The sequence below is a fragment of the Cupriavidus nantongensis genome, from assembly GCF_001598055.1.
GTDB lineage: Bacteria > Pseudomonadota > Gammaproteobacteria > Burkholderiales > Burkholderiaceae > Cupriavidus > Cupriavidus nantongensis.
In genome coordinates this window covers 514,188-539,525 of record NZ_CP014844.1, presented here as the reverse complement: position 1 = coordinate 539,525, position 25,338 = coordinate 514,188, and the positions used below count along the sequence as shown (strand labels likewise).

The following is a 25,338-nucleotide window of genomic DNA, read 5'->3' as shown; positions in this document are numbered from 1 at the left end:
CACACGTCCGCAATACCGGCCCGCCCTTTCCTGACCAGCCCAAACCCGCCCCTGACGCCGTCGGGGGATGTCGCGGCACGCGCACAGGTCTCTGCTACCCTTGGGCCTGCCCGGCTCCGTGCCGGGCGGGCTTCACGATTTCAAGCGCAACGCACGAATTTTCCATGCATACCCAAGACCTGTCCGCCTGGACCCACAGCCACGCCTTCGACGCCGGCAACCGCGCCGCCGAACGCGGCACGCGCCTGGTCATGGTGATCACCGCCATCACCATGGTGGCCGAGATCGCCGCCGGGCTCTGGTTCAACTCGATGGCACTGCTGGCCGATGGCTGGCACATGAGCTCGCACGCGCTGGCGATCGGCCTGTCGGCCTTCGCCTATGCCGCTGCGCGGCGCTACGCCGGCGACTGGCGCTTTGCCTTCGGCACCTGGAAGATCGAAGTGCTGGCGGGCTTTGCCAGCGCGGTGTTCCTGCTATGCATTGCCGCGCTGATGGCGGCAGGCTCGGTCGAGCGGCTGTTCACGCCGCAGGCCATCCACTATCGCGAGGCGATGGGCGTGACCGCGCTCGGGCTGCTGGTCAACCTCGGCTGCGCGCTGATCCTCGGCGGCCATGCGCATGGCCACGACCACGGCCATGACCATGGTCACCAACACGCTCACCATCACGGCCACGACCATGGCCATCATCACCACGACCTCAACCTGCGCGCCGCCTATGTGCACGTGCTGGCCGATGCCGCGACCTCAGTGCTGGCGATCATCGCGCTGGCCGGCGGCTGGTGGCTGGGCTGGTCGTGGCTGGACCCGGTGATGGGGCTGGTGGGCGCGGTGCTGGTCGGCCGCTGGGCCATCGGGCTGATGCGCCAGAGCGGCACGGTGCTGCTGGACCGCGAGATGGACCACCCGGTGGTCGACGAGGTGCGCGAGGTGCTGGCCGGCCTGGATCACGGTGATGAAAGCACTCGCGTGTCCGACCTGCATGTGTGGCGCGTGGGGCGGCAGCACTTTGCCTGCATCGTCTGCCTGGTCACGCATGATGCCGCGCTGACGCCGCAGCGCGTGCGCGAGGCACTGTCGGTGCACGAGGAACTGGTGCACGTGACGGTGGAGATCAGCCGCTGCGACGGTGTCCACTGAGGCGAGCGCGAAGCTCGCCGTCGGCTAACAGGGGATCAACTCAGCTCGCACCACATGCACAGCGGCGGCGTGTCCGCGGCGCGGTGGAATTCGCTAGATGCCATGACCTCGGGCGGCAGCTTCGCGGCCGGCACCAGCGTAAAGCCGTAGCGCGCGAAATAGCTGGGACAGCTGGAAGCGAGCAGCACCGCGCGCCGCGCGCCGTTGGCGCGCGCGCGCATCAGCGCGGCACGCACCACGTGGGTGGCCACGCCCTGGTCTCGGTGTTCTGGCAGCACGGCCACGGAACGTATCACCACGGTATCGCCGCAGCGCTCGCCGGCGGCGCAGCCGATGATCTGCGCGCCAAGGATGGCAACGTGGAAATGCTCGAGCAGCCGCGGTACACCGTCCACCGGCAGCCCGCATCGTTCCAGCACCTCTCCCACGGCGGGAGCGTCGGTCGGTACGGCCACGCGGATGCGCAGGTCTTTCATCATCTGGAGCCTCTGTTTGTCACACTGCCTCGCGAAGGGAAACGCCATGGAAGCCCGTACATGGCGGTGCCGCCAACTGGCGGCACGGGTTGCACGCAGGCCGACAGGCCTGTCGGGCAACATTACCTGATTCGTTGCCGTTGATCCATTGGGGATAAACGGGTGTCCGGAACCGTTGCGGCATACCGGTCAGGGCGCGCGCGGCACAGCACGCCGCAGTCATGGCGCAGGCCGATGACAGGCGCGTGAAAAAAGGAAAGCGGAAAGGTCGCGCGCGCATGCGCAGGTGCGCCGGGCGCAATGCGCCCGGGCAGGAAGATGGAGGCGGGGATCCGGAATCGAACCGTCGTACACGGCTTTGCAGGCCGTTGCATAACCACTCTGCCACCCCGCCGCTGACATCGCGCCGGAGTGGCGCGACGTGCTGCGGGCCGCAGTGTAGCGGGAAATGGAAATCTTTGCAGGAGACCGCGCGGCTCAACGCGCCGGCTCAGTCCTCGATCCCGCCCATGGCGGACTGGATGTAGTTCTGCAAGCCGACCTTGCGCACCAGCTCCAGCTGCGCCTCGAGCCAGTCGATATGCTCCTCGGTGTCCTCGAGGATATCGACCACCAGCTGGCGCGAGACATAATCGCCGACCGACTCGAAATACTTGATCGCGTCCTTGCAGCTGGCCTGCGACACTTGTTCCAGCTTCAGGTCGCAGCCGAGCATCTCTTCGGTGTTCTCGCCGACCAGCAGCTTGTCGAGGTCCTGCAGGTTGGGCAAGCCGTCGAGCAGCAGGATGCGCTCGATCAGCTTGTCGGCGTGCTTCATTTCCTCGATCGATTCGTCGTACTCATGCTTGCCCAGCGCGCGCAAGCCCCAGTGCCGGTACATGCGGGCATGCAGGAAGTACTGGTTGATGGCGGTCAGCTCATGCCGCAGCTGCGCGTTCAGCAACTGGATTACCTTCTTGTCAGTCTTCATGGCATTCCCCAATGTCCCCAGCAACGGGGACACACGATGTCGCGATGGCACGACCACAGCAACGCCACGGCGCATCAGCGATCCGCCGCCGTGACTTCATGGTAGTCCCGCATGGGCGGACATCAAGCCATCGCGGGCCGCGCCGCGTGGTTCTTGCCGCACGGATTCCCTATTTTCTTCGCCTGCTTGCGGATGCGAATGCCAATGGTTTTTATTCGGCTTTCATAAGCGCCCTGCACGACATCGCGACCATGAAAAGGCGGGCGCCGCGGTATTTGCCGCGGCGCCCGCCGTGGGCGTTGCCATCGTTGCAGTTCAGTCCAGCTTCGCGCCCGAATCCGCCACCAGCGTCTTCAGCACCGGCCAGTCGCGCGCATAGAGCGCCTGCGCCTCGGCCGGCGTACTGCCCACGGTGCGCAGGCCCAGCGTGACCATGCGCTCTTGCATCTCCGGGGTCTGCAGGATGGCGCGCACCTCGCTCTCGAGCCGGGCCAGGATCGGTGCCGGCACGCCCACCGGCGCCACCAGACCGATCCAGCCGACGGTCTTGAAGGCGCTGTCCTGCATGCCGGCCTCGGCGAAGGTGGGCATGTCGGGCAGCGCGCTGCTGCGCTGCGTGCCGGTCACCGCCAGCGCCTTGAGCTTGCCGCTCTGGATGTAGGGCTTGGCGGTCAGGATGCTGGCAAAGCCAAACTGCACTTGCCCGCCGAGCAGGTCCTGCAGCATCGGCGCCTCGCCCTTGTAGGGCACGTGCGTGGCCTGGCCGTGCACCAGCTTGCTGTAGTAGGCGCCGCTCAGGTGCGACAGCGAGCCGACGCCCCACGAGGCATAGCTGAGCTTGCCCGGCCGGCTGCGCGCGTAGTCGCCCAGCTCGCGCACGGTGCGCGCCGGCACTGACGGGTGGGTCACCAGCACCAGCTGCGCGTCGGCCAGCACGCTGATCATGCTCAGGTCCTTGCGCGGGTCGTAGGGCAGCTTCTGGAACAGGAACTGGTTGGTCAGCACCGACTGCGTCAGCGTCATCAGCAGCGTGTAGCCATCGGGCGCGGCCTTGGCCACGGCATCGGTGCCGATGATGCCGGAAGCGCCGGCCTTGTTGTCGACCACCACCGGCTGGCCCAGCCGCTTGCTCAGCTTTTCACCCATGGCGCGGGCGATGGTGTCGGTGCCGCCGCCGGCCACATAGGGCACGACGATGCGGATCGGCTTGGCGGGATAGGCCTGGGCCGCGGCCGGCAGGGCCATGCCGAGCGAAAGCCCGGCGACCAGGCCGCTGGTGGCCAGGGTCAGCCATGCGCGTCGGTTCATGTTGTCTCCAGATCGGTTTTGGTTTTGGAGGACAACCTTAGTGGGCTTGAGAACTTACGTCCAATGCAATATTTTTCAGTTTTTGATGCGCAAATAGTTAATTCATGGGCCTGAGGCAACTGCATCACTTCGTCACGCTGGTCGAGCAAGGCAGCTTCGCGCGCGCCGCGGCCGCACTGCACCTGTCGCAGCCGGCGCTGACGCGCAGCATCCAGGCGCTGGAATCCGAGCTGGGCACGCTGATCGACCGCAGCTACGGCAAGGTGCGCCCCACCGCCGCCGGCATGCTGGCGCTGACGCGCGCGCGCCGCATGCTGCGCGAGCAGCGCGAACTGCGGCGCGACCTGCAATTGCTCGAAGACGTGGAAGTCGGCACCATCCGCGCCGGCTTCGGGCCGTTTGCGGCGTCGTTCCTGCTCGACCCGGTGCTGGAGGCGCTGGTGCGCCGCTACCCGCGACTGCGCATCGACCTCGAGACCGCAGACACTGCCGCGATGCGGCGCTCGCTCGAAGCCGAGCAGCTCGACATCTTTGTCGGCGAAAGCCGCAGCCTGGCGGACCTGGCACACCTGCAGATCGACCGGCTGCCGGCACTGGAAACGGCATTCTTCGTGCGGAGCGGCCATCCGCTGACGCAGCAGCGCAAAGTCACCCTGGCCGACCTGCGCGCCTACCCGGTGGCCGGGACCCGGCTGCCGCCGCATATCGTGCGCTACTTCCGCCAGGCCCTGCACGAGGCCAGCGGCAGCAGCGGCCCGCTGCCCGAGGACCAGCCCGGCCTGATGACCGTCACCTGCAACGACATGCACGCGCTGCGCACGCTGCTGCTGGCGGTCGATGCCGTGGCGCTGGTGCCGGTGGCGATGATGGCCGAGGCGTGCGCGCAGCGCCTGGCGGTGGCCCTGCCGATGCACCCGCCCACCGCGCTGAAGGCGCAGTACGGCATCGTCACGCTGGCCGGGCGCACCCCATCGCCGGCCATGCGCGTGTTCGCGGCGCTGGTGCATGAAGCGGTGGCGCAGACCGGCGCCTAGTTTTGGCCGGGCGGGCCGGCGCGATGCGAAGCGTTCAGCCCGCAGCCACCGCGGGCTGTCCGGCCGGGACATCCGCCGGCAGCCGCGCGGCCAGGCGCTGGCGCGAGCGCTCGGGGTTGACCACGCACAGCCCGGCCAGCGCCGCCACCACCATCAGCGCGCCACATAGCGCCAGTCCCAGTTCAAAGCCGCGCGCGCCGGGCACGTTCTGCACCAGCACGCCCGTCACCAGCGGCGCCAGCACGCCGGCCACCGACGACACCGAGGCATCGATCGCCAGCACCGCGCCGCGCTGCCCGGCCGGCACCACCTCGGCCAGCATCGCCGGGCCGAGCGAATAGATCGCCGGCGCGCACACGCAGGCCAGCACCAGCAGCCCCACGCGCATGGCGGGCGTGGTGTCCGGCCACAGCAGCGACAGGAAGAAGCCGCCTGCCAGCAGCAGCATGCCGGCCGAGATCCGGCCGCGCGCCACCCGCGACGACACCCCGCGCGCCAGCAGCCGTTCCGAGAACCACGCGATCGCGATCGTCAGCGGCAGGTTGGTGCCGACGATCAGAGCGAACAGCTTGCCGCTGACGGCATGGTCGAAGCCCAGCCCGCTCTGCAGGTAGGCCGGGATCCAGGTCAGGCACAGCGCCAGGCCCCAGTACGCCGCCAGCCGCAGGGCAAAGCAGCCCAGCACGGTGGGATCGCTCAGCAGCACGCGATACGGCAGCCGCTGCGGCGCGCCGGTGCCCGCGGCGCCCGCGGCACCATGGCCGGCCGGGCGTTCGTCGAGCGTGCCTTCGCGCCCGAGCGCGAGCCACGCCACCGCCCACACCACGCCCAGCACCGCCAGCAGGTAGAAGTTGGTGCGCCAGCCCCAGTGCGCGGCCACCGCCGGGATCAGCAGCCCGGCCAGCACGATGCCGATGCCCGCGCCCTGAGTCAGCACCGCCACCGGCAGGTTGCGCCGGTTGTTCGGAAACCACTTGTAGCAGGCGTGGATCGCCACCGGCGCGGCCGGCCCTTCCATGAAGCCGAGCAGCACGCGCGACACGATCAGCACCGCCAGGCTGGACGACAGCGCGATCGGGATCTGGCACAGCGACCACGCCAGCGCCATCAGGATCAGCAGCCGCGAAGTCGGCGTGCGGTTGGCGAGGAAGCCGCCCAGCACACCCGACACCGCGAACAGCCAGAAGAAGCTGCTGCCGACCAGCCCGAACTGCGCCGGCGTCAGCCCCAGCTCCGCCATCATCGGCGCGGCCAGCAGGCCCACCACCATCTTGTCCATGGCGTTGACCACCAGGAAGAAGAACAACAGCACTGCGGTCAGCCAAGCGCGGCGGGGTTGGTAGGATGGATTCATGCGTGTCTCCCGGAAGTAAGGGGATGCGCGCCGCCATCGCGGCCGTCGCGCCCGATATAGCCGAACAGGTAGGCGCCGACCTTGCGCATCTGGATCTCGTCCGAGCCCTCGGTGATGCGGTAGCGGCGATGGTGGCGGTAGATATGCTCGAACGGCTTGTGGCGCGAATAGCCCAGCCCGCCGTGCACCTGCATCGCGGTGTCGGCGGCCTCGCAGCACAGGCGGTTGGCGGTGTAGTTGCACATCGAGACCTTGTCCGACAGGCGTTTCTCCACCTCGCGCTTGGGCATCTGGTCCATTTGCCACGCGGTCTGGCGGATAAAGGCGCGCAGCATCTCGGCGCGCGTGGCCAGTTCCACCAGCGGGAACTGGATGCCCTGGTTGCGCGCCAGCTCCTGGCCGAAGGGCTTGCGCTGGCGCGCGTACTTCACGCTCTCGCGGATGCAGTAATCGGCCGCGCCCAGGCTGGCGGCGGCCTGGCGGATGCGGTTCTCGTGCACGAAATGCTGGGCGATGGCGAGGCCCGCGCCGGGCTGACCAAGCACGGCGTCGTCCGGCACCCAGACCCCGCTGAAGCTCACGCGCGGATGGTCGGTGGGCATGTTGAAGGTCCACAGGTACTCTTCCACGCGCACGCCTTCGCTGTGCGCCGGCACCAGGAACGCGGTGATGCCGCGGGCATCGCCGTCCTCGCCGCTGGTGCGCGCGAACAGCACCACGTGCGTGGCGGTATGCAGGCCGGTGGTCCACATCTTCTCGCCGTCGATGCGCCAGCCGCCGCGGCCGCCACGCGCCTCGGGACGCGCACGCGTGGCCATGTGGGTGGCATCGGAACCGTGCTCGGGCTCGGTCAGGCCGAAGCTCAGCTTGACGGTCTCGTCGAGCATGCCCGGGATCAGCGTGGCGCGTTGCGCGTCGCTGCCGAAATCGCGCAGCACCAGCACGAATGGCTTGTTGCCGACGATCGAGTGCTCGTTCTGCAGGTCGTTGTGCAAACCCAGCCCCCTGGCCGCCAGGTGTTCGCGGATCACGGCCATCCACAGGTTGCCGCCATCGCGGCCGCCGTACTCGGCGGGCAGCGCGAAGCGCAGGTGCCCGGCGCGGTCGGCGCGGCGGCGCGCCTCGGCCAGCAGCGCCTCCCATTCGGGACGCGGCAGGCCCTGGTTGTCGAAGTCGGTGCGGGCCCACTCGCGGCGGTGGTCGAAGAAGCGCTGGTTGTCGTGTTCGGCCTGCAGCGGTGCAATCTCCGCCTCGATAAAGGCATCGAGCTCGGCCAGGTAGGCCGTCAGCTCGGCCGGCAGCTGGAAATTCATGGAAGCGTCTCCTCAGGATCCACAATCTGGCGATAGCTGCTGTACCCGGGCTGGTCGACGGCAAGCTTGGCCAGCGTGACCGCCCACAGGTGGTCGGCAAGCCCCGGCGTGGTGGCATCGAGGCGCCCGCTGGCGATGCCCTCGCACAGGCGCCGGTTCAGTTCGGCAAGCGTGCCGTCGGCGCCCAGCAGCACGCGCAGGCGCTCATGCTCGGCGGCTTGCGCCGCAGGCGCGAGGCGCAGCTCGCGCGCGACGATGTCGAGCACGTTGGCGGCCACGCGCGCGTCGAAGGCCGCGCGGCCGCTCAAGCCTGGGATCGCGGTATCACGCAGGAAGGCGGTCACCGCGTCGATCAGTTCCGCGGCGTGGGGGGTGTCCGGCATGGTCAGTCTCCGCAGGCCAGGCTGGCCGGCGCAGGTTCGCGCGGCAGCAGCAGGTTGAGCAGGTCGATCTCGGTTTCGGAACTGCGCCGGCCAATCGCGGCGCGCTCGACGCTGCGCGGACCGCCGCCCGCCGGCGCGCGCGACATGGTCTGGCACGCCACGCCCCACTTGAGCACGCCGAAGATCTCCCAGAAGCGCACGCGCCCCGCATCCACCGTGCCGCCCGCGTCGGCATAGCCGGCAAACAATTGCTCGCGCGTGCCGAAGCCACCCACCGGCAAGCCGGAGCTGCCGAAGCGCCAGGAGTTCACGCACAGCCAGCCGAGGTCCGTCATGGGATCGCCAACATGCGCCAGCTCCCAGTCCAGCACGGCGCGCAGGCCTGCCTCGTCGACCATCAGGTTGCCGTTGCGGAAATCGCCGTGGACCAGCGTGGTGCGCCCGGTGGCCGGCGCATGGCGCTGCAGCCAGCGGAAGGCCAGCTCGAACACCGGCCGCTGCTCGCCCGCCGCCCGAAAGCGCCGCAGGTAGCCTTCGACTTCCTCGGCGGCATGGCTCTCGCGCAGCGGCGGCAGCGCGGCGCGGTCGATGCCGTGGATCGCGGCCAGCGCCTGCCCGCACTGGTAGGCCAGCCGTTCGCGCGCCCGCGCCAGCCGCGGCTCGCGCACGATGCGCCCGCCCAGCGTCTCGCCTTCGATGCGGTCCATCACAAAGCCCGTGCCGATGCCGTCCTGCGGCGTCAGCATCGCCCGCACCACCGGCACCGGCACACCGGCCGCGCCGGCCAGCCGCAGCAGCGCGGCCTCGGCCGCCATGCCGGCCTGTATCGCCGAGACCGCGGCCGCGGGCCGTGCCCCTTCGCCGGGATCGCGCCGCAGGATCATCGGCGCCGGCCCGTGCGGCCCGGCCAGCGTGAATGACCAGGTTTCCTGGCTGGCGCCGCCGGACAGGCGGCGCAGTCCGGTGATGCCGGCCTCGGCATCGAAGCCGGGCAACTCGCGGCGTACGACGCGGCGCAGGCCGGCGAGCAAGGCGGCTTCCGCGTCGGGGGGCGTGGATGGGTGCATCGGTCTCCGGGCAGTCCCGCATGGTGGCGGCACGGCCAAATTGATAATCTGAATTATGTTTTTGGCGAGTATGGTGGCCTGATACAGTTCATGACATCAGTAAAAACACGGACAAGCAGGGGCATGCGGAGCCACTTCCGCACCGAATCGGGGTCGTCATGAAAGAAAAGCTGATCGCGCTCGAGGGCCATGCCGGCTATGCCGCGCCGCGCTATTCCAGCGGGCTGCGCACCACCCACCGGCTGCTCGAGGCGGGCCGGCGGCTGCTGCGCGAACGCACGCTGGAACAGGTGCCCATCCAGGAGATCTGTGCCCGCGCCGGCGTCACCACCGGCGCCTTCTACAGCCGCTTCGACGGCAAGGACAGTTACTTCAAGGCGCTGCAGGCGCTGGCGCTGGCCACGCTGCGCGAGGCCATGGCGGCACGCCTGGCACAGCTCGATAACGCGCCGACGACGCTGGAAGACGCGGTGCGCACCATGGCGCGCGACAGCCGCATCTGGGCCTGCCGCAATGAAGGCGTGCTGCGCGCCTCGCTGGTGGTGCGCGCCACCACCGGCGAAGACCCGATCCGGCAGCTCAATCGCCAGTACATCATCGACCTGGCCTCGCGCCTGGCGCGGCTGCATCCGGCCGGCCCGTCGCCCGAGCTGGAAGAACGCATCCGCTTCGCTCACCAGACACTGGCCGGCACGCTGCTGTATGCGCTGATCAACCGCGAAAGCATCTACGCGCTGTCGGACCGGCGGCTGGACCAGGAAATGGCAAGGGTGTTCCTGCTGTCGGTGGCGTAGCGGCAGTCAAATCGGAGCCAGAATGGAAAAGAGGCCCCGCAGGGCCTCTTCGCAACTGGCAGCCGGCATCGCGCCGGCATCGCCCACCTTATTCCACCGTCACCGACTTCGCCAGGTTGCGCGGCTTGTCCACGTCAGTGCCGCGTGCGCACGCCGTGTGGTACGCCAGCAGCTGCAGCGGCACCACGTGCAGGATCGGCGAGAGGTCGCCGTAGTGCTCGGGCATGCGGATCACCTGGATGCCGTCGGACGACTGGATCTGCGTGTCGCTGTCGGCAAACACGTACAGGCGGCCGCCGCGGGCGCGCACTTCCTGGATATTGGACTTGAGCTTTTCCAGCAGCGCGTCGTTGGGGGCGACGGTGACCACCGGCATGGCTTCGGTGACCAGTGCCAGCGGGCCGTGCTTGAGCTCGCCGGCCGGGTAGGCCTCGGCGTGGATATACGAGATTTCCTTGAGCTTGAGCGCACCCTCCAGCGCGATCGGGTAGTGCAGGCCGCGGCCGAGGAACAGTGCGTTCTCGCGGCGGGCGAAGTCTTCGGACCAGGCGATGATCTGCGGCTCCAGCGCCAGCACGCCGTGGAGCGCGGCCGGCAGGTGGCGCAGGTTGGTCAGCGCGCGGGCTTCGGCCTCTTCGGTCAGCAGGCCGCGGGTCTTGGCCAGCGACAGCGTCAGCATGTAGAGCGCGGCCAGCTGCGTGGTGAAGGCCTTGGTCGAGGCCACGCCGATCTCGGTGCCGGCGCGGGTCAGGAAGCGCAGTTCGGTCTCTCGCACCATGGCGCTGGTGGCGACGTTGCAGACCGCCAGCGTATGGACGTGGCCGAGCGCGCGCGCATGGCGCAGCGCGGCCATGGTGTCGGCGGTTTCGCCAGATTGCGAGATCACCACCACCAGCGCGCGCGGGTTGGGCACGGTGTCGCGGTAGCGGTATTCGCTGGCGACCTCGACCTGGGTCGGGATCCTGGCGATGCTTTCGAGCCAGTACTTGGCGGTGCAGCCGGAGTAGTAGCTGGTGCCGCAGGCCAGGATCAGCACGCTGTCGATGCCGGCGAAGACCTCGGCGGCGTTGTCGCCGAACAGGTCCGGCGACAGGCCTTCGACACCCTCGAGCGTGTCGCCCAGCGCGCGCGGCTGCTCGAAGATTTCCTTCTGCATGAAGTGGCGGTACGGGCCCAGGTCGACCGAGGCGGCGTGGGCTTCGACCACGCGCGCTTCGCGCTCGACCGGGTGGTCGCCGGCGTCGTGGATGGTCACGCCGTCGAGCGTGATCTCGACCACATCGCCCTCTTCCAGGTAGATGATGCGGTTGGCGGTGCCGGCCACGGCCAGCGCGTCGGACGCCAGGAAGGTCTCGTTCTCGCCCAGCGCCACCACCAGCGGCGAGCCGGCGCGCGCGCCGACGACGCGGCCGGGCTGGTCCTTGGCGAACACCGCGATGGCGTAGGCGCCGTGCAGGCGCTTGGTGACCGCGCGCACCGAGGCGAACAGGTCGCCGCGGGTGGCGCTGCTGGGGTAGCTGTAGGCCTGGTGGATCAGGTGCGCGACCACCTCGGTATCGGTCTGCGACTCGAAGCCGTAGCCGACCGCGCGCAGTTCTTCGCGCAGCGGCTCGTAGTTCTCGATGATGCCGTTGTGCACCAGCGCGATGGTCTCGCCCGACAGGTGCGGGTGGGCGTTGACGGTGTCGGGCTTGCCGTGCGTGGCCCAGCGCGTATGCGCCACGCCGGTGAAGCCGGACAGGCCGGACGCCTGCGTCTGCGCGTCGAGGTCGGCCACGCGCGACACGGTGCGCGCGCGCTCGACCGCATCGTCGCGCACGACGGCGACGCCGCACGAGTCATAGCCGCGATACTCCAGGCGGCGCAGCCCTTCGATCAGGACCGGAACGATGTTGCGCGTGGAAACCGCGCCGACGATGCCACACATGCTGAACCCCCGTTTGCTGGCGCCTGCCGTCTGGCCACTGGCGCCGGTATGAATCCTGTGGGCCGCCTGCGGGCGGCCCCTTGGTGCTTACTGCTTCGGCTGCTTGACCGGACGCTGCCAGGCGTCGATGGTCAGCTGCTTGGCCCGCGACAGCGTCAGCTTGTCGGCCGGGGCCTCCTTGGTGAGCGTGGTGCCGGCGCCCAGCGTGGCGCCGCGCCGCACCGTCACGGGTGCCACCAGCTGCGTGTCGGAGCCGATGAAGACATCGTCCTCGATCACGGTGCGGTGCTTGTTCACCCCGTCATAGTTGCAGGTGATGGTACCCGCGCCAATATTGACGCGCGACCCCACCGTGGCGTCGCCCACATAAGCCAGGTGGTTGGCCTTGCTGTGTGCCGCCACCTGTGCATTCTTGACCTCGACGAAGTTGCCGATATGGACGTCCTCGCCCAGCTCGGTGCCGGGGCGCAGGCGCGCGTACGGCCCGATGCGGCCCGCGGGCCCGATTCTGGCGTCGTCGATATGGCAGAACGGGTGCACCTGCGCGCCGGCGCCGACGGTGCTGTTGCGGACCACGCAATGGGCGCCGATGCGTACGCCGTCTTCGAGGTGCACGCGGCCCTCGAACACGCAGCCGACGTCGATGGTGACATCGCGCCCGCAGGTCAGCTCGCCGCGCACGTCGATGCGGGCCGGGTCCAGCAGCGTCACGCCGGCTTCCAGCAGGCGCCGGGCCTGGTTGCCCTGGTGGATGCGCTCGACTTCGGCCAGCTGCAGCTTGCTGTTGACGCCCAGCGTCTCCCACACCGCCGCCGGCTGGGCCGAGACCGTCTCGACGCCGTCGGCGACGGCGCGCTCGACGGTGTCGGTCAGGTAGTACTCGCCCTGGGCATTGTCGTTGCGCAGCGTCGACAGCCACTTGCGCAGGTGGCCGGTCGGGCACACGATGATGCCGGTGTTGATTTCGCGGATGGCCTTCTCGGCTTCAGTCGCGTCCTTCTGCTCGACGATGCGGACGATGCTGCCCGCCGCGTCGCGCACGATGCGGCCATAGCCGGTCGGGTCGGGCATCTCCACCGTGAGCACGCCAAAGCGCTGCGCGCCGGCCTCGGCCACCAGTGCCTGCAGCGTCGCCGCGCTGGTGAGCGGCACGTCACCGTAGAGAACCAACGTAGGCTGGTTGTCGTCCAACAAGGGAAGTGCCTGCATCACCGCATGGCCCGTGCCCAGTTGCTGGGCCTGCTCGGCGAAGGCGACATCGTCAGCGGCCACCGCCTCGCGCACGCGCGCGGCGCCGTGGCCGACCACGACCACCAGCCGCGACGGCGACAGCGCACGGGCCGTATCCAGGACATGCGCGAGCATGGGCCGCCCGGCTACCGGGTGCAGCACCTTGGGCAAATCGGAATACATCCGCTTGCCCATGCCCGCGGCGAGAATGACGATATTCACAAGGAGACCCCTAAGTGAGTGTGTCCGAAAATATTCTGGAAAACGCCGGGCGGATATTGGGCCCGGTGTTTGGCAAGGGGCGCCGCCGGGGCTGGCAAAAGCTTGCCGCCAGGCCTGCGCATCTTCCCGCAAACCCTTGCCAGGACTTGGCTGGCGGGCAGCGAGCGAGCCCGGTTCCAATGCGCGGCGATTTTAACATGGCGCATTCTGCCCAACCGACCGAGGTTTCCGAATTTCACAATTGCTGGGCCCGGCGCATTTTGGTGATTCTGGGCGCCGCGGCCGTGTGCGCGTGCAGCGCCATGAAGCTCGGTTACCAGCAGGGCGACCGCCTGGCGTACTGGTGGATCGACAATTATGTCGACGTCACCTCGGCCCAGGAGCCGCTCACGCGCGAGGCGATCGCGCGCTTCTTTGCCTGGCACCGCAAGGCGCAGCTGCCGGAAATCGCCAACCTGCTGCAGCAGGCCAAGGCCGACGTGCGCCAGCCGGTCACGCCGGCAAAGGTCGCGCACTTTCAGGACGCCTCGCAGGAACTGGCGCGCCGCTCCTTCGAGCAGGCCATGCCCGACATGGCCGACCTGCTGCTGACGCTGACGCCAGACCAGATCGCGCGCATGGAAAAGAAGTTTGCCGAGGGCAACGCCAAGTACCGCAAGAAATTCCTCAACGTGGACCCGGCCGAGCGCGAGGAGGCGCGCTTCGACAAGGTGATGGAGTACGCGCGCCTGATCTACGGCGGCTTCTCGCCCGAGCAGGAAAGGGAGATCCGCGTCAAGGTCGGTCCGGTGGTGCAGAACGCCGAGGCGCGCTATGCCGAGCGCGTCGCGCGCCAGCAGGAATGGATCAAGATGGTGCGCTTCGTGCAGGCCACGCAGCCGCCCAAGGCGCAGGTGATCGACCTGCTGCGGCGCTTCCGCGAATACTGGCAGAACCCGCCCGCCCGGCACGCCGCCAGCCATGAAGCCGGCAACAGCGCCGGCATCGCGCTCACCGTGGCGATCGCCAACCTGACCACGCCGCAGCAGAAGGCACACGCGCAGGATCGCTTCCAGAAGTGGATCGACGACACGCATGCACTGATGCGCGAGAAGGCGAATGCGCCGGTGCAGTCGGCGGCGGCGAACTGACGCCGCCTCGCCCTGACGCAAAAAAACGCCCGCGCAAGCGGGCGTTCTGCCATCCGGGTGCCGCAGGACTTACTGCGTGCCAGCCGGCTCCGCCGCGGGCGTGCGCTCGAAGCGCACGAACTCCATGCGGTTTTGGTCCAGGCTGCCGGCAAACGTCAGCGGCTGCTGCTGGAACGTGGTCTCACCGAACAGCGAGGCCTCGTCGACCTTGGCCAGGCCTGTCGCCAGGCCGGTGAACGGGAACAGCTCGGTATCCGCGAGGTGCGACGGCACCACGTTGCGCAGCGCCGAGAAGATATTATCGATGCGGCCCGGGTTCTGCCGCTCCCACTCCTGCAGCATCTCGCTGACCTTCTTGCGCTGCAGGTTTTCCTGCGAGCCGCACAGGTTGCACGGGATGATCGGGAATTCCATCGCGCGCGCGTACGACGCGATGTCCTTCTCCGAGCAGTAAGCCAGCGGGCGGATCACGATATGCGCGCCGTCGTCGGTGGCCAGCTTGGGCGGCATCGCCTTCATCTTGCCGCCGAAGAACATGTTCAGGAAGAAGGTGTTGACGATGTCGTCGCGGTGGTGGCCCAGCGCGATCTTGTTGGCGCCCAGCTCCTTGGCGGTGCGGTAGATCACGCCGCGGCGCAGGCGCGAGCACAGCGAGCAGGTGGTCTTGCCCTCCGGCACCTTTTCCTTGACGATCGAGTAGGTGTCCGCCTCGACGATCACATATTCCACGCCGACCGACTTCAGGTATTCGGGCAGGATGTGTTCCGGGAAGCCGGGCTGCTTCTGGTCCAGGTTCATCGCGATCAGCTTGAACTTGATCGGCGCGCGCTTTTGCAGCGCCATCAGGACCGACAGCATGGTGTACGAGTCCTTGCCGCCACTCATGCAGACCAGCACGGTGTCGCCGTCCTCGATCATGCCGAAGTCGCCGATGGCCTTGCCGGTTTGCGATTGCAGCCTCGTCTCGAGGCGATAGAAGTTGTTCGAGTGGCTCATGGAGCATCCTGTTGCGTGGCGCCCGCCGGATGGAATGGCCGGCGCGGCGCGAAGGGGCAACATTTTACTTTAGGCGCCGGCGCGCTGCAGCGGGCGCCGGCAGGACCGCTCAGGCCTGCTTGATATGGAACACCTCGACCCCGACCGAATCGCAATCCGGGTAGACGTCGGGCTTCTCGGTCGACACGCGTACCGCGCGCACCTTGGGATGCTTCAGCATGGCGCGCGCGACGTCGTCGCACAGCGTTTCCTGCAGGTGCACGTGGCCCTGCGCCATGCGCGCGGCGACGGTGTTGCGCATGAAGTCGTAGTCGACCACTTCGTCGAGCTTGTCGGCCTGCGGCGTGCATTCCTCCAGCGGCACGAAAAGGTCGATATTGATCAGCACGCGCTGCTCGCCCTTCTTCTCGAATTCATGCACGCCGATATTGATCTGCACTTCGTAGTTGCGCAGGAACATGCGTCGGCAGTCCTGCAGGCTGGGGTGGGAAAGGGCGGCGAGCATGGTCATGGGCGGAAAACGAAAAGGGGGAAGTGTAAGGCGGGGGTGCCGCGCCGGTCAGGCGCGGCCGGTGATGCAGGTCATTCGGTCAGGAACATCACGTCGCGCGCCAGCGGCATCAGGTGCTGGCCGCCGTCGACGTACAGCGTGGTGCCGGTCACGGCGCGCGCCTGCGCCAGGTAGGCCACCGCCTGGGCGATGTCCTCGGGCGTGGACGACTGGCCCAGCGGCGTCACGCGATGCGCGCGGCGGAAGCTCTGTTCCGACTGCTCGCCCGACACCAGCGTGATGCCCGGGGCCACGCCGACCACGCGCAGGCGCGGCGCCAGCGCCTGCGCCAGCTGCACCGTGGCGGTCTGCAGCGCGGCCTTGGACAGCGTGTACGACAGGAAATCCGGGTTCAGGTTGTCGAGCTTCTGGTCGAGCAGGTTGATCACCACGCCGCGCGGTTCGGCCGCCTTCTCGGCCGCCTTGTCGGCGGCCTTGCCGGCGCCATCCGGGCCCGCGGCCGCGGCCAGCGCCTTGTGCAGTTCGCGCGCCAGCAGCAGCGGCGCGGCCACGTTGGTGCGCATATGCGTATCGAGCGACGCATACGAGAAGCTGGTCGCGACGTCGTACTGGAACAGCGAGGCATTGTTGACCAGGCAGGTCGGCACGCCCAGCGCGGCGCTGCAGTCGGCCACCAGCCGGCTGGTGGCGGCCTCGTCGGCGAGGTCGGCGCGCAGCACCGCGGCGCGGCGCCCGAGCGCGCGGATCTGCGTAGCCAGCGCTTCGGCCTCGTCGACCGAGCGATGGCAGTGCACCGCCACGTCCCAGCCCTGCGCCGCCAGTTCCAGCGCGATGGCGCGGCCCAGGCGCCGCGCGCCGCCGGTCACGAGGGCCACGCCGCGGGCGGCGGGCTGGCCAGCGGGCTGGCCAGCGGACTGGCTGGCGGCTTGGCTGGCGGCTTGGTTGGCGGAGTTGTCGGTTGCGGGCATTGCTACAATCGCAGGATGCAGAAAGCCGCTAGTTTACCCCTTCCCCCCGCCGACGCGCAGGCCGCTTCCGATACCCTTACCGCCCGCATTGGCGAATCGATCGATGCGGCCGGAGGCTGGATCGGCTTCGACCGCTACATGGCGCTGGCGCTGTACGCGCCCGGCCTGGGCTACTACAGCGGCGGCTCGGCCAAGTTCGGGCGCGATGCCCGCGACGGCAGCGACTTCATCACCGCGCCCGAGCTCAGCCCGTTCTTCGCCCGCACGCTGGCACGCCAGTTCGCGCCGCTGCTGGCGCAGGGGATGCCACGCCTGCTGGAATTCGGCGCCGGCACCGGCCGGCTGGCGGCAGACCTGCTGCTGGGGCTGGAACAGGAAGGCCAGTTGCCCGACACCTACGCCATCGTCGAACTGTCGGGCGAGCTGCGCGCGCGCCAGCAGGACACGCTGGCCCGGCGCGCGCCGCACCTGGCCGAGCGCGTCACCTGGCTCGATACGCTGCCGGCCGCTTTCGAAGGCGTGATCGTCGGCAATGAAGTGCTGGATGCGATGCCGGTGCAGCTGTATGCGCGCCGCGACGGCTTCTGGCATGAGCGCGGCGTGGTACGCGATGTGGTACGCGATGTGGTGCGCGCCGCGCCGCAGGCCGATGGCGGCGCGCCCGCGTTCCGCTTCGAGGACCGGCCGCTGGCCGAGGCCGACGTGCCGGCGGCGCTGCGCGCCATCCCTGGCGACCACGACCTCGTCACCGAGACCCATGCCGAGGCCGAGGGCTTTACGCGCGCGGTCGGCGCCATGCTGGCGCGCGGCGCGGCCTTCTTCATCGACTACGGCTTTCCCGGCAGCGAGTACTACCACCCGCAGCGCGCCGGCGGCACGCTGATGTGCCACTACCGCCATCATGCGCACCCGGACCCGTTCCTGTACCCCGGCCTGCAGGACATCACCGCGCACGTCAATTTCAGCGGCATCGCGCATGCCGCGGTGGAATCAGGGCTGACCGTGGCGGGCTTTGCCTCGCAGGCGCGCTTCCTGATGAACGCCGGCATCACCGAGCTGCTGATGGCGCTGGACCCGTCCGACGCGCGCGCCTTCCTGCCGCAGGCCAATGCGGTGCAGAAGCTGCTGTCCGAGGCCGAGATGGGCGAACTGTTCAAGGTGATCGCGCTCACGCGCGGGCTCGACTACGGACTGGAAGACAGCGAGCCGCTGGCCGGCTTTGCCCGCGGCGACCGCTGCCACGCCCTGTAACGGCACCGGAGCCGCGATGCTGCGCTGGACCCTGACCATCTTCCTGAGCGTGATCATCCTGTCGGCGGCGCTGCCGTGGCTGCAGAAGGTCGGGCTGGGCCGGCTGCCCGGCGACGTGCGCTTCCGGGTGTTCGGGCGCGAGTTCGTGCTGCCGTTCGCGTCGACGATCCTGATCTCGCTGATTGCGCTGGTGATCGGCAAGCTGCTCTGAGCCTGGCTCACTCGCCCGGCTGCGCCGCGAGCCGCTGCGCCACCGCCGCCACGCGCGCGGCATGGACGCGGTCCTTGATCTGCGCCACGTCATCGGCGCAGGCGCGCGCGATGGCGCCCGCATCGACCGACGCCGCGGCCTCGCGCGCCGCCAGCAGGCGCGCGGCCTGCGGATATTCGCTGTGCTCGAAACCCTTGCGCCCGCGCTTGTCGGCCTCGCAGGCCTGCAGCGCCTGGGCGAAGCGCGCGGGCTTGCGCAGCGCATCGCAGCGCTCCAGCAGCCGCACCACCGCGGCGGCGCTGAACTCAAGCGAGCGGTGGATATTGCCGTGCTCGCGCGCCACCACCACCGCCAGGTCGCGGCATTCGTTGGGCACGCGCAGGCGCGCACAGACCTCTTCCAGCAGCCTGACGCTGCGCAGTTCGTGGCCAATATGGCGCGGCAGCACGTCTTCCGGCGTGGTGCCCTTGCCCAGGTCATGCACCAGCGCGGCAAAGCGCACCGGCAGCGGTGCGTCGAGCGCCGCGGCGCAGTCGATCACCATCATCACGTGCACGCCGGTATCGACCTCGGGGTGGAAGTCGGCGCGCTGCGGCACGCCCCACAGCCGCTCCAGCTCGGGCAGCAGCCGCGCCAGCGCGCCGCATTCGCGCAGCACCTCGAACATCCGCGACGGCCGGGCCTCCATCAGTCCGCGCGCCAGCTCCTGCCACACGCGCTCGGGCACCAGCGCATCGACCTCGCCCGCGGCGACCATCTCGCGCATCAGGCGCATGGTCTCGGCGGCAACGTTGAAGTCGTGGAAGCGCGCGGCAAAGCGCGCCAGCCGCAGGATGCGCACCGGGTCTTCGGCAAAGGCGTCGGAGACATGGCGGAACAGGCGCGCGCCCAGGTCGCGCTGGCCGCCGTGCGGATCGATCACGGGCCCGGTCAGGTTGCCGTCGGCATCGACCGCGCGCGCCATCGCGTTGATGGTCAGGTCGCGCCGGACCAGGTCGTCTTCCAGCGTGACATCGGGCTCGCAGTAGAAGGCAAAGCCCTTGTAGCCCATCGCGGTCTTGCGCTCGGTGCGGGCCAGCGCGTACTCCTCCTGCGTGCGCGGATGCAGGAACACCGGGAAATCCTTGCCCACCGGGCGGTAGCCGGCGGCTTCCATCTCCGCCGGGGTCGCGCCGACGACCACGTAGTCGCGGTCCTGGCTGGGCTTGCCCAGCAGTTCGTCGCGGATCGCGCCGCCCACGGCATACACCTGCATGGTTGTGGCCTTTTCATGCGCCGGCACGGGCAACCAGTTGTGGCCCGGCGCCGGCGCGATTGCTAGTGGGTGACGATTATCGCATCGGCACGGTCCGGGGCCCGCCGGTACGGTTCGTCGTCGGCGAGGAAGTCGCGTTCCTCGCGCGCGCCGGCAATCCATTGCTGCATCGCTGGCAGGCCCAGCACGAAATCGGCATAGGCCTTGGCGTCTTCGCGGTCGTCCGGCAGGTGGATGCCGTAGGTGGCGAAGCGACTCACCACCGGCGCATAGAACGCGTCGGCGACGGTGAAGCTGCCGAACAGGAACGGCCCGCGCGCCGCATGCTGCCTGCGCAGCCCGTCCCAGATCGCGGCGATGCGCTCGACCTCGCGCTGCACCGCCACGTTCCAGCCGCGCCCGGGCAGCACCGCGGTCACGTTCATCGGCAACTGGTTGCGCACGTTGGTGAAGCCAGAGTGCATCTCGGCGCAGATCGCGCGCGCGACCGCGCGCTCGGCGGGGTCGGCCGGCCACAGCTGCTGCTCGGGGAAGCGCTCGGCCACGTATTCGGAAATCGCCAGCGAATCCCACACGGTGACGTCGCCGTCGACCAGCACCGGCACCTTGCCCGCGGGCGAGTAGCGGGCGATCTCGGCGGCGAAGCTGCCGGTGAACAGGCGCACCTGCACTTCCTCGAAATCAATGCCGGCCTGGCGCAGCAGCAGCCAGGGGCGCAGCGACCAGGAGGAATAGTTCTTGTTGCCGATGACGAGCTTCATCGTGAGGTCCTTGGGGGAGGAAACGGAGGGAGAGACGGCACGGAGCGGGCCGCGATCCATGGGCCGCGATCCGCGTCGCGGCCCCGGGGCACGGCGTGGCCGCAGAGCGCCGGACCAGTCATTTTGCCAGCGCGCTCGCCCGCGTCAAAGTGAATTGCTCTCGCAACCGATATGAAATCCGGTCACATAAGCCGCGCCGCCGCGGGCCGCCTCAGCGGTGCACGCTGGCGCGCATGTGGGTCAGCGCGGCATCGCGGTTGCGCCCCGACAGCGCGTCGGTCATGACGGACTCCAGGTGCACGGGATGCAGGTTCAGCTCCGGCGCCAGCGGGCGCTCCAGCACATTGTCGAGCCGCATCGAATCCAGGTTGTCGCGCGACAGCAGCGGCTCGCCCGGCATATGCTCCATGACCGCGGCCTGCACCCGCGCCAGCGCGTCGGGCAGCGCGATCACCGGGCGGGGATGGCCCGAGGCGCGCCCGGCAAAGCGCACCAGTTCCTCGAGCGTATAGACCTGCGGCCCGCCAAGCTCATAGCCGTGGCCGATGGTGGCCGGGTTGACCATGGCGTTCAGGTAGGCCTGCACTACGTCCTGCACGAACACCGGCTGGAAGCGCGCATGCGCGCACGCCAGCGGCACCACCGGCGCCAGCTGCTGCATGTGGGCGAACAGGTTGAGGAAATGGTCGTCGGGGCCGAACACCACCGAGGGCCGGAAGATGGTCCAGTCGAGCCCGCTGGCGCGCACGATGCGCTCGCCGTCGCCCTTGCTGCGCAGGTACATCGACGGCCCGTTGCTGTCGGCGCCGAGCGCGCTCATATGCAACAGCCGGCGCACGCCCGTGGACAGGCACGACGCCACGATCTGCCGCACCAGTTCCACGTGCGCGCTGGCAAAGGCCTCGCCGTAGGGATCGGCGCGCTCGCCGTGCAGCACGCCGACCAGGTTGACGACGATGCCGTCGACGCCGAGCGAGCCGATCGCGTCGTCGAGCGCGGCGTTGTCGGCCAGGCCCAGTTCCACCACCTCGACGCGCGGCAGCAGCAGCAGGTGCTGCGCATGCTCGACATTGCGCGTGCCGACCACGATGCGGTCCGGGGCGATGGGGGAATCGGGATTGGCGCCGGGTTCCAGCGGCGCGCCCGAGGCCGAGGCGGCGCCGGCCAGGCGCGAGACGAGATGGCTGCCGATAAAGCCGGCGCCACCGATGACGAGGACGTTGCTGGTCTGCATGTTGCCTCCGTGCCAGGAAAGAAGCACGCCGCGGCACCCGCGCCAGCCCGGGCCAGCGGCGTTACGCCGGCAGGCCCGCCGCGCCAGTCCGACCCGCCCCATGCCGGGGCAGGCGGACCAGAACAGACGACTTCAGGGCAGGCTGGTGGTGGTCACCGCCGACGGCGCGACCGTGCCCAGGCGCGACTTCAGCGACTGCGGCCGGCCACTCATCAATGCAGCATAGTACGTAGCGTTGGAAAGCACATTCTTCACATAGCCGCGCGTTTCATTGAACGGGATGGTCTCTGCAAAGATCGCGCCTTCCACCGGCCGCGCCAGCGTGCTGCGCCAGGCCTTGGGCCGGCCCGGGCCGGCGTTGTACGCGGCCGAGGCCAGCGTCCACGAGCTGTCCAGGTCGGTCAGCACCATGTTCAGGTAGTTGGTGCCCAACTGGATGTTGATGGTGGGATCGCCCATCATCGACGGCGAAAAGTCGCTCATGCCGATCTTGCGCGCCACGTACTTGGCCGTCGCGGGCATCACCTGCATCAGGCCATGCGCGCCCGCCGACGAGCGCGCATTCATGATGAAGCGCGATTCCTGGCGGATCAGCCCGTACACCCATGCCATGTCGAGGCCGACCTCGTCGGTGGCGCGCTGCATGATGTCGCGGTACGGCATCAGGAAGCGCAGTGCGAAGTCATGCTCGTTGCGGGTGCGGTCGGCCGAGTTGACGGTGCGGTCGAGCAGCTCGAGGCGGCGCGCATATTCGGCGGCGGCCAGCAGCTCGCGGTCGCTCATATTGCGCAGCTCCCAGTTCCACTCGCGGTTGCCCTCGAAGCGCAGGTTCATCGCGTAGAACTTCTGCGCGCGCTGAAAACCGGGGCGCGCGCGCATCGCCATGGCCTCGGCGTCGCTGACGGTGGTGCGCGGCGGCAGCGTGATGCGGTTGCCCAGTTCTTCGCTGGCGAGCTGGCCGTAGAAGTTGAACTGGCCGGCAATCTGCTGGAAGTTCTGCTGGGCCTCGGTGTCGCGGCCGTCGGCCTTGAGCGCGCGGCCGTACCAGTAGGTCCAGGCCGGGTCCTTGGCACGCAGCTCCGGCCGCATCAGCTCGACCGCCTGGCGCACCTGCTTCCAGTCGCCCTGGCGCAGCGCGGCGCGCACGCGCCATTCCTGGCTGTCGTCGGACAGCCACTGGTTGCCGCCCAGGTCCATCTGGCGGCGGTAGTAGCCGGCCGCCTCGGGCAGCAGCTTCTTGGCGGCGAACTGGCCGATCACACCCCACGCCGCGCCCTGCTCGTCGCGCGACAGCGTGCTCTGGGCCGTGGCCAGATAGGCCGCCGCCTGCGACGGGTCGGAGCGCGCCATCTTGACGATGGTGGCCAGGGTATCGCCATCGACGCGCGCGTCGGGCAGCAGCGCGGCGATCTTGCCGGCGAGCGTGACGTAGTTCTGCTCCAGCGCCAGCCGCGCCTGGAAGGCCACGTCGCTGCGCTGGATCTGCTGGCTTTGCACCAGGTAGCCGATCAGGTCGACGCAACCTTCGCCGTAGTATTTGGGATCGCTCAGCAAGTTGCGCGCGTCGGCGGCGACGTTCTGGCCCTTGAGCGCGCGCGACAGCAGCGCATAGCATTCGACCTGGGTATCGTCCTTGAGCGCGAACTGCGGGTATTCGACATCGAAATTGGCCCAGTCGCGCTTCTTGCCCAGCACCAGCAGCCAGTCGTTGCGCATGCGGTCGGCAATCGCATCGCCCTTGTAGCGCTGCAGGAACACGCGCACCTGGTCGTCCGGCGCATCGATGCGGGCCAGGCCGCTGGCGTCGAACAGCTGCGGCTTGATGCGGAAGTACTCGACATAGGACGGCACCGGGTAGTCCACCAGCGTGGCCGAGATCGCGTAGGCGCGTTCGACGTCGTTCTTGCGCGCGGCTTCGCGCAGCGCGGTGAAGGCCTCGTCGGGATCGCTGGGGATCACCGTCGACGGCGCGCGCGTGACCGCCTGCGGGCGCTTCTGCGCGTGGACGGGCGTGACAAGCAATGCACATGCAAGCGCGATCCATGCGGCCCGCCCTGCACGCTGCAGATATACTCCCTTCAGCATTCTTCTTCCTTGTCGATGACGGCGGCGCCCGCGCCTGCACCGCGTGCCGGAAACCGCGGCGCCGCCGTCCGTGTTGGTTCGGACGAGGGCATTATCCCACGCCATGTCTTCCATTCCTGCGACTAGCTCCACCCCTGGCCCCATCCCCGCCGACGAGCGCCGCGCACTGCGCGCGCAACTGCTGGCGCAGCGCGCCGCGCTGCCCGCGCGCGCCGCCGCCGATGCCCGCATCGCCGCCGCGCTGTCCGAACTGCTGGCGGGCCTGGCGGTGCGCTGCCTGGGCTTCTACTGGCCGATCCAGCAGGAGTTCGACGCGCGCGCCGCGGTGGCGCAATGGCTCGCCGCCGTGCCCGGCCGCCATGCCGCGCTGCCCTCGGTCAGCCGCCCCGGCACGCCGCTGGATTTCCACTTGTGGACGCCGGATACCCCCATGGCCACCGGCCACTACGGCATCCCGGTGCCCGACGGCACCGAGGCCGCGATGCCGGATGCGCTGGTCATTCCCTGTGTCGGTTTCAGCCCGGACAAGTTCCGCCTGGGCTACGGCGGTGGCTTCTACGACCGCACGCTGGCCGCGATGGCGCAGCGGCCGGTCGCCATCGGCATCGGCTACGACGCCTGCCGCATTGCGCTGCAGGCGCAGCCGCACGACATCGCCATGGACTGGATCGTGACGGAGTCGGGCGCGTTCTAGCCCGGAGCCGGCCCGGCGCCCTGCACCAGCTCGTCGACCAGCGCGCGCATGCAGCGCCAGTGCGAGCCTTCCCAGAACACCCGCCGGCAGCGGTCGCAGGTGACGAAGCTGCGATGGCGCGCCAGCACGCCATCCGGCACGCGCCCGGCCGCGCCGGCCGGATCCAGCGCGCGCAGCGGCGCATTGCAGTCCAGGCACAGCGAAAACGGCCGGGCGCTGCGCGCCAGGTCCAGCCGCGCGAAGATCTCGCGCACCTGCTGGCGCGACTTGAGCGCGCGCACATAGCAGCCGTGCGTGATGCCGCGCCGCTTGAGCAGTTCGCGGTCGCGCGTCAGCACGATGCGGCCCTCGTCGACCGCGATGCGCTCGATCTCGCTGTCTTCGAAATGGTTGTCGTAGAGCGTGTCGAAGCCGGTCATGCGCAGCAGATGCGCCAGCCCGCCCAGGTGGGCATCGGCGACAAAGCGCATCACGCGCAGCGGCTGCTCGCGTACCCGCAGCAGCGGCGACACGTCGATCCGTTCGAACTTGGGGTAGACCGAAACCCGGTCGCCATCACGCAGCTGCCGCTCGAACCCGCTCGACTCGCCATTGACCAGGATCAGCTCGACCTCGGTATGCGGCACGCCCAGCGCCTCGATCATGTGCTTGACCGTGGCCGCGCGCGCGCACACGCACGACAGGTCGCGCCGGCGCTGGTCCGGCGCGAGGAAGTCGTTCAGTTCCTCGTAGAAACGGAAGGTGGCGGTGACCATGGAGGCGAGTATGGCACCGATTTTGGCAGGCGTGGCTGTGAGCCTGAAGCTGGCTGCCGAAGCTTGCAGCAAGCTCCCCTCGCCCGCTTGCGGGAGAGGGGTGGGGGAGAGGGCCAGGCGGATCAAAGGCCGAGGGCGGTGGGTTTACACCGTTGGCCTTGCTTGATGTGGTTCCTAGTTAAACCACCCCTCACCCCAACCCTCTCCCCATGAGGGGAGAGGGAGAACACCTTGCTTAGGCTAGTTCGGGCGGCTTGGGAGCACCCA

Annotated in this window: 24 protein-coding genes and 1 tRNA gene; 7 read left to right on the top strand and 18 right to left on the bottom strand. The window is 69.1% G+C overall.

Features of this window, described 5'->3' with window-relative positions:
* The first annotated feature begins 164 nt into the window (after positions 1-164).
* The gene (gene dmeF, locus A2G96_RS02445; protein WP_062796457.1) at positions 165-1,142 is read left to right on the top strand and encodes a CDF family Co(II)/Ni(II) efflux transporter DmeF; all 978 of its coding nucleotides are present in this window, start codon (positions 165-167) and stop codon (positions 1,140-1,142) included.
* Between the two features lie 35 nt (positions 1,143-1,177).
* Here dmeF and A2G96_RS02440 read toward each other — a convergent pair whose 3' ends face one another.
* The 4 genes from A2G96_RS02440 to A2G96_RS02425 form a co-directional block, all read right to left on the bottom strand.
* Positions 1,178-1,621 (bottom strand): GNAT family N-acetyltransferase, encoded by a 444-nt coding sequence (locus A2G96_RS02440; protein ID WP_062796456.1) that lies wholly within the window; start codon positions 1,619-1,621, stop codon positions 1,178-1,180.
* A gap of 316 nt (positions 1,622-1,937) precedes the next feature.
* Positions 1,938-2,012: transfer RNA gene (locus A2G96_RS02435), tRNA-Cys, on the bottom strand.
* 96 nt (positions 2,013-2,108) lie between these two features.
* On the bottom strand, positions 2,109-2,588 hold the full coding sequence (gene bfr / locus A2G96_RS02430; protein WP_062796455.1) for a bacterioferritin: 480 nt from the start codon (positions 2,586-2,588) through the stop codon (positions 2,109-2,111).
* Between the two features lie 315 nt (positions 2,589-2,903).
* Positions 2,904-3,896: a Bug family tripartite tricarboxylate transporter substrate binding protein gene (locus tag A2G96_RS02425; protein ID WP_062796453.1), complete on the bottom strand. Its 993-nt coding sequence runs from the start codon at positions 3,894-3,896 to the stop codon at positions 2,904-2,906.
* 104 nt (positions 3,897-4,000) lie between these two features.
* Between A2G96_RS02425 and A2G96_RS02420 the strand changes: the two genes are divergently transcribed.
* Positions 4,001-4,930, top strand: coding sequence for a LysR family transcriptional regulator (locus A2G96_RS02420; RefSeq protein ID WP_062796451.1), 930 nt, complete (start codon positions 4,001-4,003; stop codon positions 4,928-4,930).
* A 34-nt stretch (positions 4,931-4,964) separates the two neighbouring features.
* Here the strand turns inward: A2G96_RS02420 and A2G96_RS02415 are convergent, their stop codons facing one another.
* From A2G96_RS02415 to A2G96_RS02400, 4 genes are read right to left on the bottom strand one after another with little or no spacing between them, the layout of a single operon-like run.
* Positions 4,965-6,284 (bottom strand): MFS transporter, encoded by a 1,320-nt coding sequence (locus A2G96_RS02415; protein ID WP_062796448.1) that lies wholly within the window; start codon positions 6,282-6,284, stop codon positions 4,965-4,967.
* On the bottom strand, positions 6,281-7,597 hold the full coding sequence (locus tag A2G96_RS02410) for an acyl-CoA dehydrogenase family protein (protein ID WP_062796446.1): 1,317 nt from the start codon (positions 7,595-7,597) through the stop codon (positions 6,281-6,283). The genes A2G96_RS02415 and A2G96_RS02410 overlap by 4 nt, the downstream gene beginning before the upstream one ends.
* Entirely contained in the window at positions 7,594-7,980 is a 387-nt protein-coding gene (locus tag A2G96_RS02405; RefSeq protein WP_062796444.1) for a DUF6285 domain-containing protein, read from the bottom strand. The genes A2G96_RS02410 and A2G96_RS02405 overlap by 4 nt, the downstream gene beginning before the upstream one ends.
* 2 nt (positions 7,981-7,982) lie before the next feature.
* A complete protein-coding gene (locus A2G96_RS02400; protein WP_082818826.1) occupies positions 7,983-9,047 on the bottom strand; it encodes a phosphotransferase family protein in 1,065 nt (354 codons plus the stop codon).
* 158 nt (positions 9,048-9,205) lie between these two features.
* Between A2G96_RS02400 and A2G96_RS02395 the strand changes: the two genes are divergently transcribed.
* Positions 9,206-9,841 (top strand): TetR/AcrR family transcriptional regulator, encoded by a 636-nt coding sequence (locus A2G96_RS02395; RefSeq protein ID WP_062796439.1) that lies wholly within the window; start codon positions 9,206-9,208, stop codon positions 9,839-9,841.
* 88 nt (positions 9,842-9,929) lie between these two features.
* On the opposite strand, the gene glmS is transcribed toward A2G96_RS02395, so the two are convergent.
* Together glmS and glmU are read right to left on the bottom strand one after the other, a co-directional pair.
* Positions 9,930-11,768, bottom strand: a complete 1,839-nt coding sequence (gene glmS / locus A2G96_RS02390) for a glutamine--fructose-6-phosphate transaminase (isomerizing) (protein WP_062796432.1) — start codon at positions 11,766-11,768, stop codon at positions 9,930-9,932.
* An 87-nt stretch (positions 11,769-11,855) separates the two neighbouring features.
* A complete protein-coding gene (glmU, locus tag A2G96_RS02385) occupies positions 11,856-13,220 on the bottom strand; it encodes a bifunctional UDP-N-acetylglucosamine diphosphorylase/glucosamine-1-phosphate N-acetyltransferase GlmU (protein WP_062796429.1) in 1,365 nt (454 codons plus the stop codon).
* A gap of 302 nt (positions 13,221-13,522) precedes the next feature.
* Between glmU and A2G96_RS02380 the strand changes: the two genes are divergently transcribed.
* Positions 13,523-14,350 carry a DUF6279 family lipoprotein gene (locus A2G96_RS02380; protein WP_062802019.1) on the top strand — a complete coding sequence of 276 codons (828 nt, stop codon included), beginning with the start codon at positions 13,523-13,525 and terminating at the stop codon, positions 14,348-14,350.
* Positions 14,351-14,419: 69 nt separating this feature from the next.
* On the opposite strand, the gene ttcA is transcribed toward A2G96_RS02380, so the two are convergent.
* From ttcA to A2G96_RS02365, 3 genes are all read right to left on the bottom strand, one after another.
* Positions 14,420-15,346, bottom strand: a complete 927-nt coding sequence (gene ttcA, locus A2G96_RS02375; protein ID WP_062796427.1) for a tRNA 2-thiocytidine(32) synthetase TtcA — start codon at positions 15,344-15,346, stop codon at positions 14,420-14,422.
* A 109-nt stretch (positions 15,347-15,455) separates the two neighbouring features.
* Positions 15,456-15,857 carry a dihydroneopterin aldolase gene (locus A2G96_RS02370; RefSeq protein ID WP_082818824.1) on the bottom strand — a complete coding sequence of 134 codons (402 nt, stop codon included), beginning with the start codon at positions 15,855-15,857 and terminating at the stop codon, positions 15,456-15,458.
* A 71-nt stretch (positions 15,858-15,928) separates the two neighbouring features.
* The gene (locus tag A2G96_RS02365) at positions 15,929-16,825 is read right to left on the bottom strand and encodes an SDR family oxidoreductase (RefSeq protein ID WP_082818823.1); all 897 of its coding nucleotides are present in this window, start codon (positions 16,823-16,825) and stop codon (positions 15,929-15,931) included.
* Between the two features lie 15 nt (positions 16,826-16,840).
* On the opposite strand from A2G96_RS02365, the gene A2G96_RS02360 reads away from it, so the two are divergent.
* Together A2G96_RS02360 and A2G96_RS02355 are read left to right on the top strand one after the other, a co-directional pair.
* Positions 16,841-18,076, top strand: coding sequence for a class I SAM-dependent methyltransferase (locus tag A2G96_RS02360; protein ID WP_062796425.1), 1,236 nt, complete (start codon positions 16,841-16,843; stop codon positions 18,074-18,076).
* A gap of 16 nt (positions 18,077-18,092) precedes the next feature.
* The gene (locus A2G96_RS02355; protein ID WP_012351539.1) at positions 18,093-18,287 is read left to right on the top strand and encodes a DUF2905 domain-containing protein; all 195 of its coding nucleotides are present in this window, start codon (positions 18,093-18,095) and stop codon (positions 18,285-18,287) included.
* A 7-nt stretch (positions 18,288-18,294) separates the two neighbouring features.
* Here A2G96_RS02355 and A2G96_RS02350 read toward each other — a convergent pair whose 3' ends face one another.
* From A2G96_RS02350 to A2G96_RS02335, 4 genes are all read right to left on the bottom strand, one after another.
* Complete coding sequence (locus tag A2G96_RS02350) at positions 18,295-19,542, bottom strand: multifunctional CCA addition/repair protein (protein ID WP_062796424.1); 1,248 nt, start codon at positions 19,540-19,542, stop codon at positions 18,295-18,297.
* A 62-nt stretch (positions 19,543-19,604) separates the two neighbouring features.
* A complete protein-coding gene (locus A2G96_RS02345; RefSeq protein WP_062796421.1) occupies positions 19,605-20,303 on the bottom strand; it encodes a glutathione S-transferase family protein in 699 nt (232 codons plus the stop codon).
* 211 nt (positions 20,304-20,514) lie between these two features.
* Entirely contained in the window at positions 20,515-21,537 is a 1,023-nt protein-coding gene (locus A2G96_RS02340; RefSeq protein WP_062796419.1) for a complex I NDUFA9 subunit family protein, read from the bottom strand.
* 132 nt (positions 21,538-21,669) lie between these two features.
* On the bottom strand, positions 21,670-23,622 hold the full coding sequence (locus tag A2G96_RS02335) for a lytic transglycosylase domain-containing protein (protein ID WP_062796418.1): 1,953 nt from the start codon (positions 23,620-23,622) through the stop codon (positions 21,670-21,672).
* A 103-nt stretch (positions 23,623-23,725) separates the two neighbouring features.
* Here A2G96_RS02335 and A2G96_RS02330 point away from each other — a divergent pair, with 103 nt between their 5' ends.
* Positions 23,726-24,316, top strand: coding sequence for a 5-formyltetrahydrofolate cyclo-ligase (locus tag A2G96_RS02330; protein ID WP_062796415.1), 591 nt, complete (start codon positions 23,726-23,728; stop codon positions 24,314-24,316).
* Here A2G96_RS02330 and A2G96_RS02325 read toward each other — a convergent pair.
* Entirely contained in the window at positions 24,313-25,071 is a 759-nt protein-coding gene (locus tag A2G96_RS02325) for a Mut7-C RNAse domain-containing protein (protein WP_062796413.1), read from the bottom strand. The genes A2G96_RS02330 and A2G96_RS02325 overlap by 4 nt on opposite strands.
* Positions 25,072-25,338 lie beyond the last annotated feature (267 nt).

Excerpts from the sequence above, each read along its gene's own strand:
- dmeF (WP_062796457.1), top strand. The coding sequence starts at position 165 with ATGCATACCCAAGACCTGTCCGCCTGGACCCACAGCCACGCCTTCGAC.
- A2G96_RS02440 (WP_062796456.1), bottom strand. The coding sequence starts at position 1,621 with ATGATGAAAGACCTGCGCATCCGCGTGGCCGTACCGACCGACGCTCCC.
- bfr (WP_062796455.1), bottom strand. The coding sequence starts at position 2,588 with ATGAAGACTGACAAGAAGGTAATCCAGTTGCTGAACGCGCAGCTGCGG.
- A2G96_RS02425 (WP_062796453.1), bottom strand. The coding sequence starts at position 3,896 with ATGAACCGACGCGCATGGCTGACCCTGGCCACCAGCGGCCTGGTCGCC.
- A2G96_RS02420 (WP_062796451.1), top strand. The coding sequence starts at position 4,001 with ATGGGCCTGAGGCAACTGCATCACTTCGTCACGCTGGTCGAGCAAGGC.
- A2G96_RS02415 (WP_062796448.1), bottom strand. The coding sequence starts at position 6,284 with ATGAATCCATCCTACCAACCCCGCCGCGCTTGGCTGACCGCAGTGCTG.
- A2G96_RS02410 (WP_062796446.1), bottom strand. The coding sequence starts at position 7,597 with ATGAATTTCCAGCTGCCGGCCGAGCTGACGGCCTACCTGGCCGAGCTC.
- A2G96_RS02405 (WP_062796444.1), bottom strand. The coding sequence starts at position 7,980 with ATGCCGGACACCCCCCACGCCGCGGAACTGATCGACGCGGTGACCGCC.
- A2G96_RS02400 (WP_082818826.1), bottom strand. The coding sequence starts at position 9,047 with ATGCACCCATCCACGCCCCCCGACGCGGAAGCCGCCTTGCTCGCCGGC.
- A2G96_RS02395 (WP_062796439.1), top strand. The coding sequence starts at position 9,206 with ATGAAAGAAAAGCTGATCGCGCTCGAGGGCCATGCCGGCTATGCCGCG.
- glmS (WP_062796432.1), bottom strand. The coding sequence starts at position 11,768 with ATGTGTGGCATCGTCGGCGCGGTTTCCACGCGCAACATCGTTCCGGTC.
- A2G96_RS02380 (WP_062802019.1), top strand. The coding sequence starts at position 13,523 with ATGAAGCTCGGTTACCAGCAGGGCGACCGCCTGGCGTACTGGTGGATC.
- ttcA (WP_062796427.1), bottom strand. The coding sequence starts at position 15,346 with ATGAGCCACTCGAACAACTTCTATCGCCTCGAGACGAGGCTGCAATCG.
- A2G96_RS02370 (WP_082818824.1), bottom strand. The coding sequence starts at position 15,857 with ATGACCATGCTCGCCGCCCTTTCCCACCCCAGCCTGCAGGACTGCCGA.
- A2G96_RS02365 (WP_082818823.1), bottom strand. The coding sequence starts at position 16,825 with ATGCCCGCAACCGACAACTCCGCCAACCAAGCCGCCAGCCAAGCCGCC.
- A2G96_RS02360 (WP_062796425.1), top strand. The coding sequence starts at position 16,841 with ATGCAGAAAGCCGCTAGTTTACCCCTTCCCCCCGCCGACGCGCAGGCC.
- A2G96_RS02355 (WP_012351539.1), top strand. The coding sequence starts at position 18,093 with ATGCTGCGCTGGACCCTGACCATCTTCCTGAGCGTGATCATCCTGTCG.
- A2G96_RS02350 (WP_062796424.1), bottom strand. The coding sequence starts at position 19,542 with ATGCAGGTGTATGCCGTGGGCGGCGCGATCCGCGACGAACTGCTGGGC.
- A2G96_RS02345 (WP_062796421.1), bottom strand. The coding sequence starts at position 20,303 with ATGAAGCTCGTCATCGGCAACAAGAACTATTCCTCCTGGTCGCTGCGC.
- A2G96_RS02340 (WP_062796419.1), bottom strand. The coding sequence starts at position 21,537 with ATGCAGACCAGCAACGTCCTCGTCATCGGTGGCGCCGGCTTTATCGGC.
- A2G96_RS02335 (WP_062796418.1), bottom strand. The coding sequence starts at position 23,622 with ATGCTGAAGGGAGTATATCTGCAGCGTGCAGGGCGGGCCGCATGGATC.
- A2G96_RS02330 (WP_062796415.1), top strand. The coding sequence starts at position 23,726 with ATGTCTTCCATTCCTGCGACTAGCTCCACCCCTGGCCCCATCCCCGCC.
- A2G96_RS02325 (WP_062796413.1), bottom strand. The coding sequence starts at position 25,071 with ATGGTCACCGCCACCTTCCGTTTCTACGAGGAACTGAACGACTTCCTC.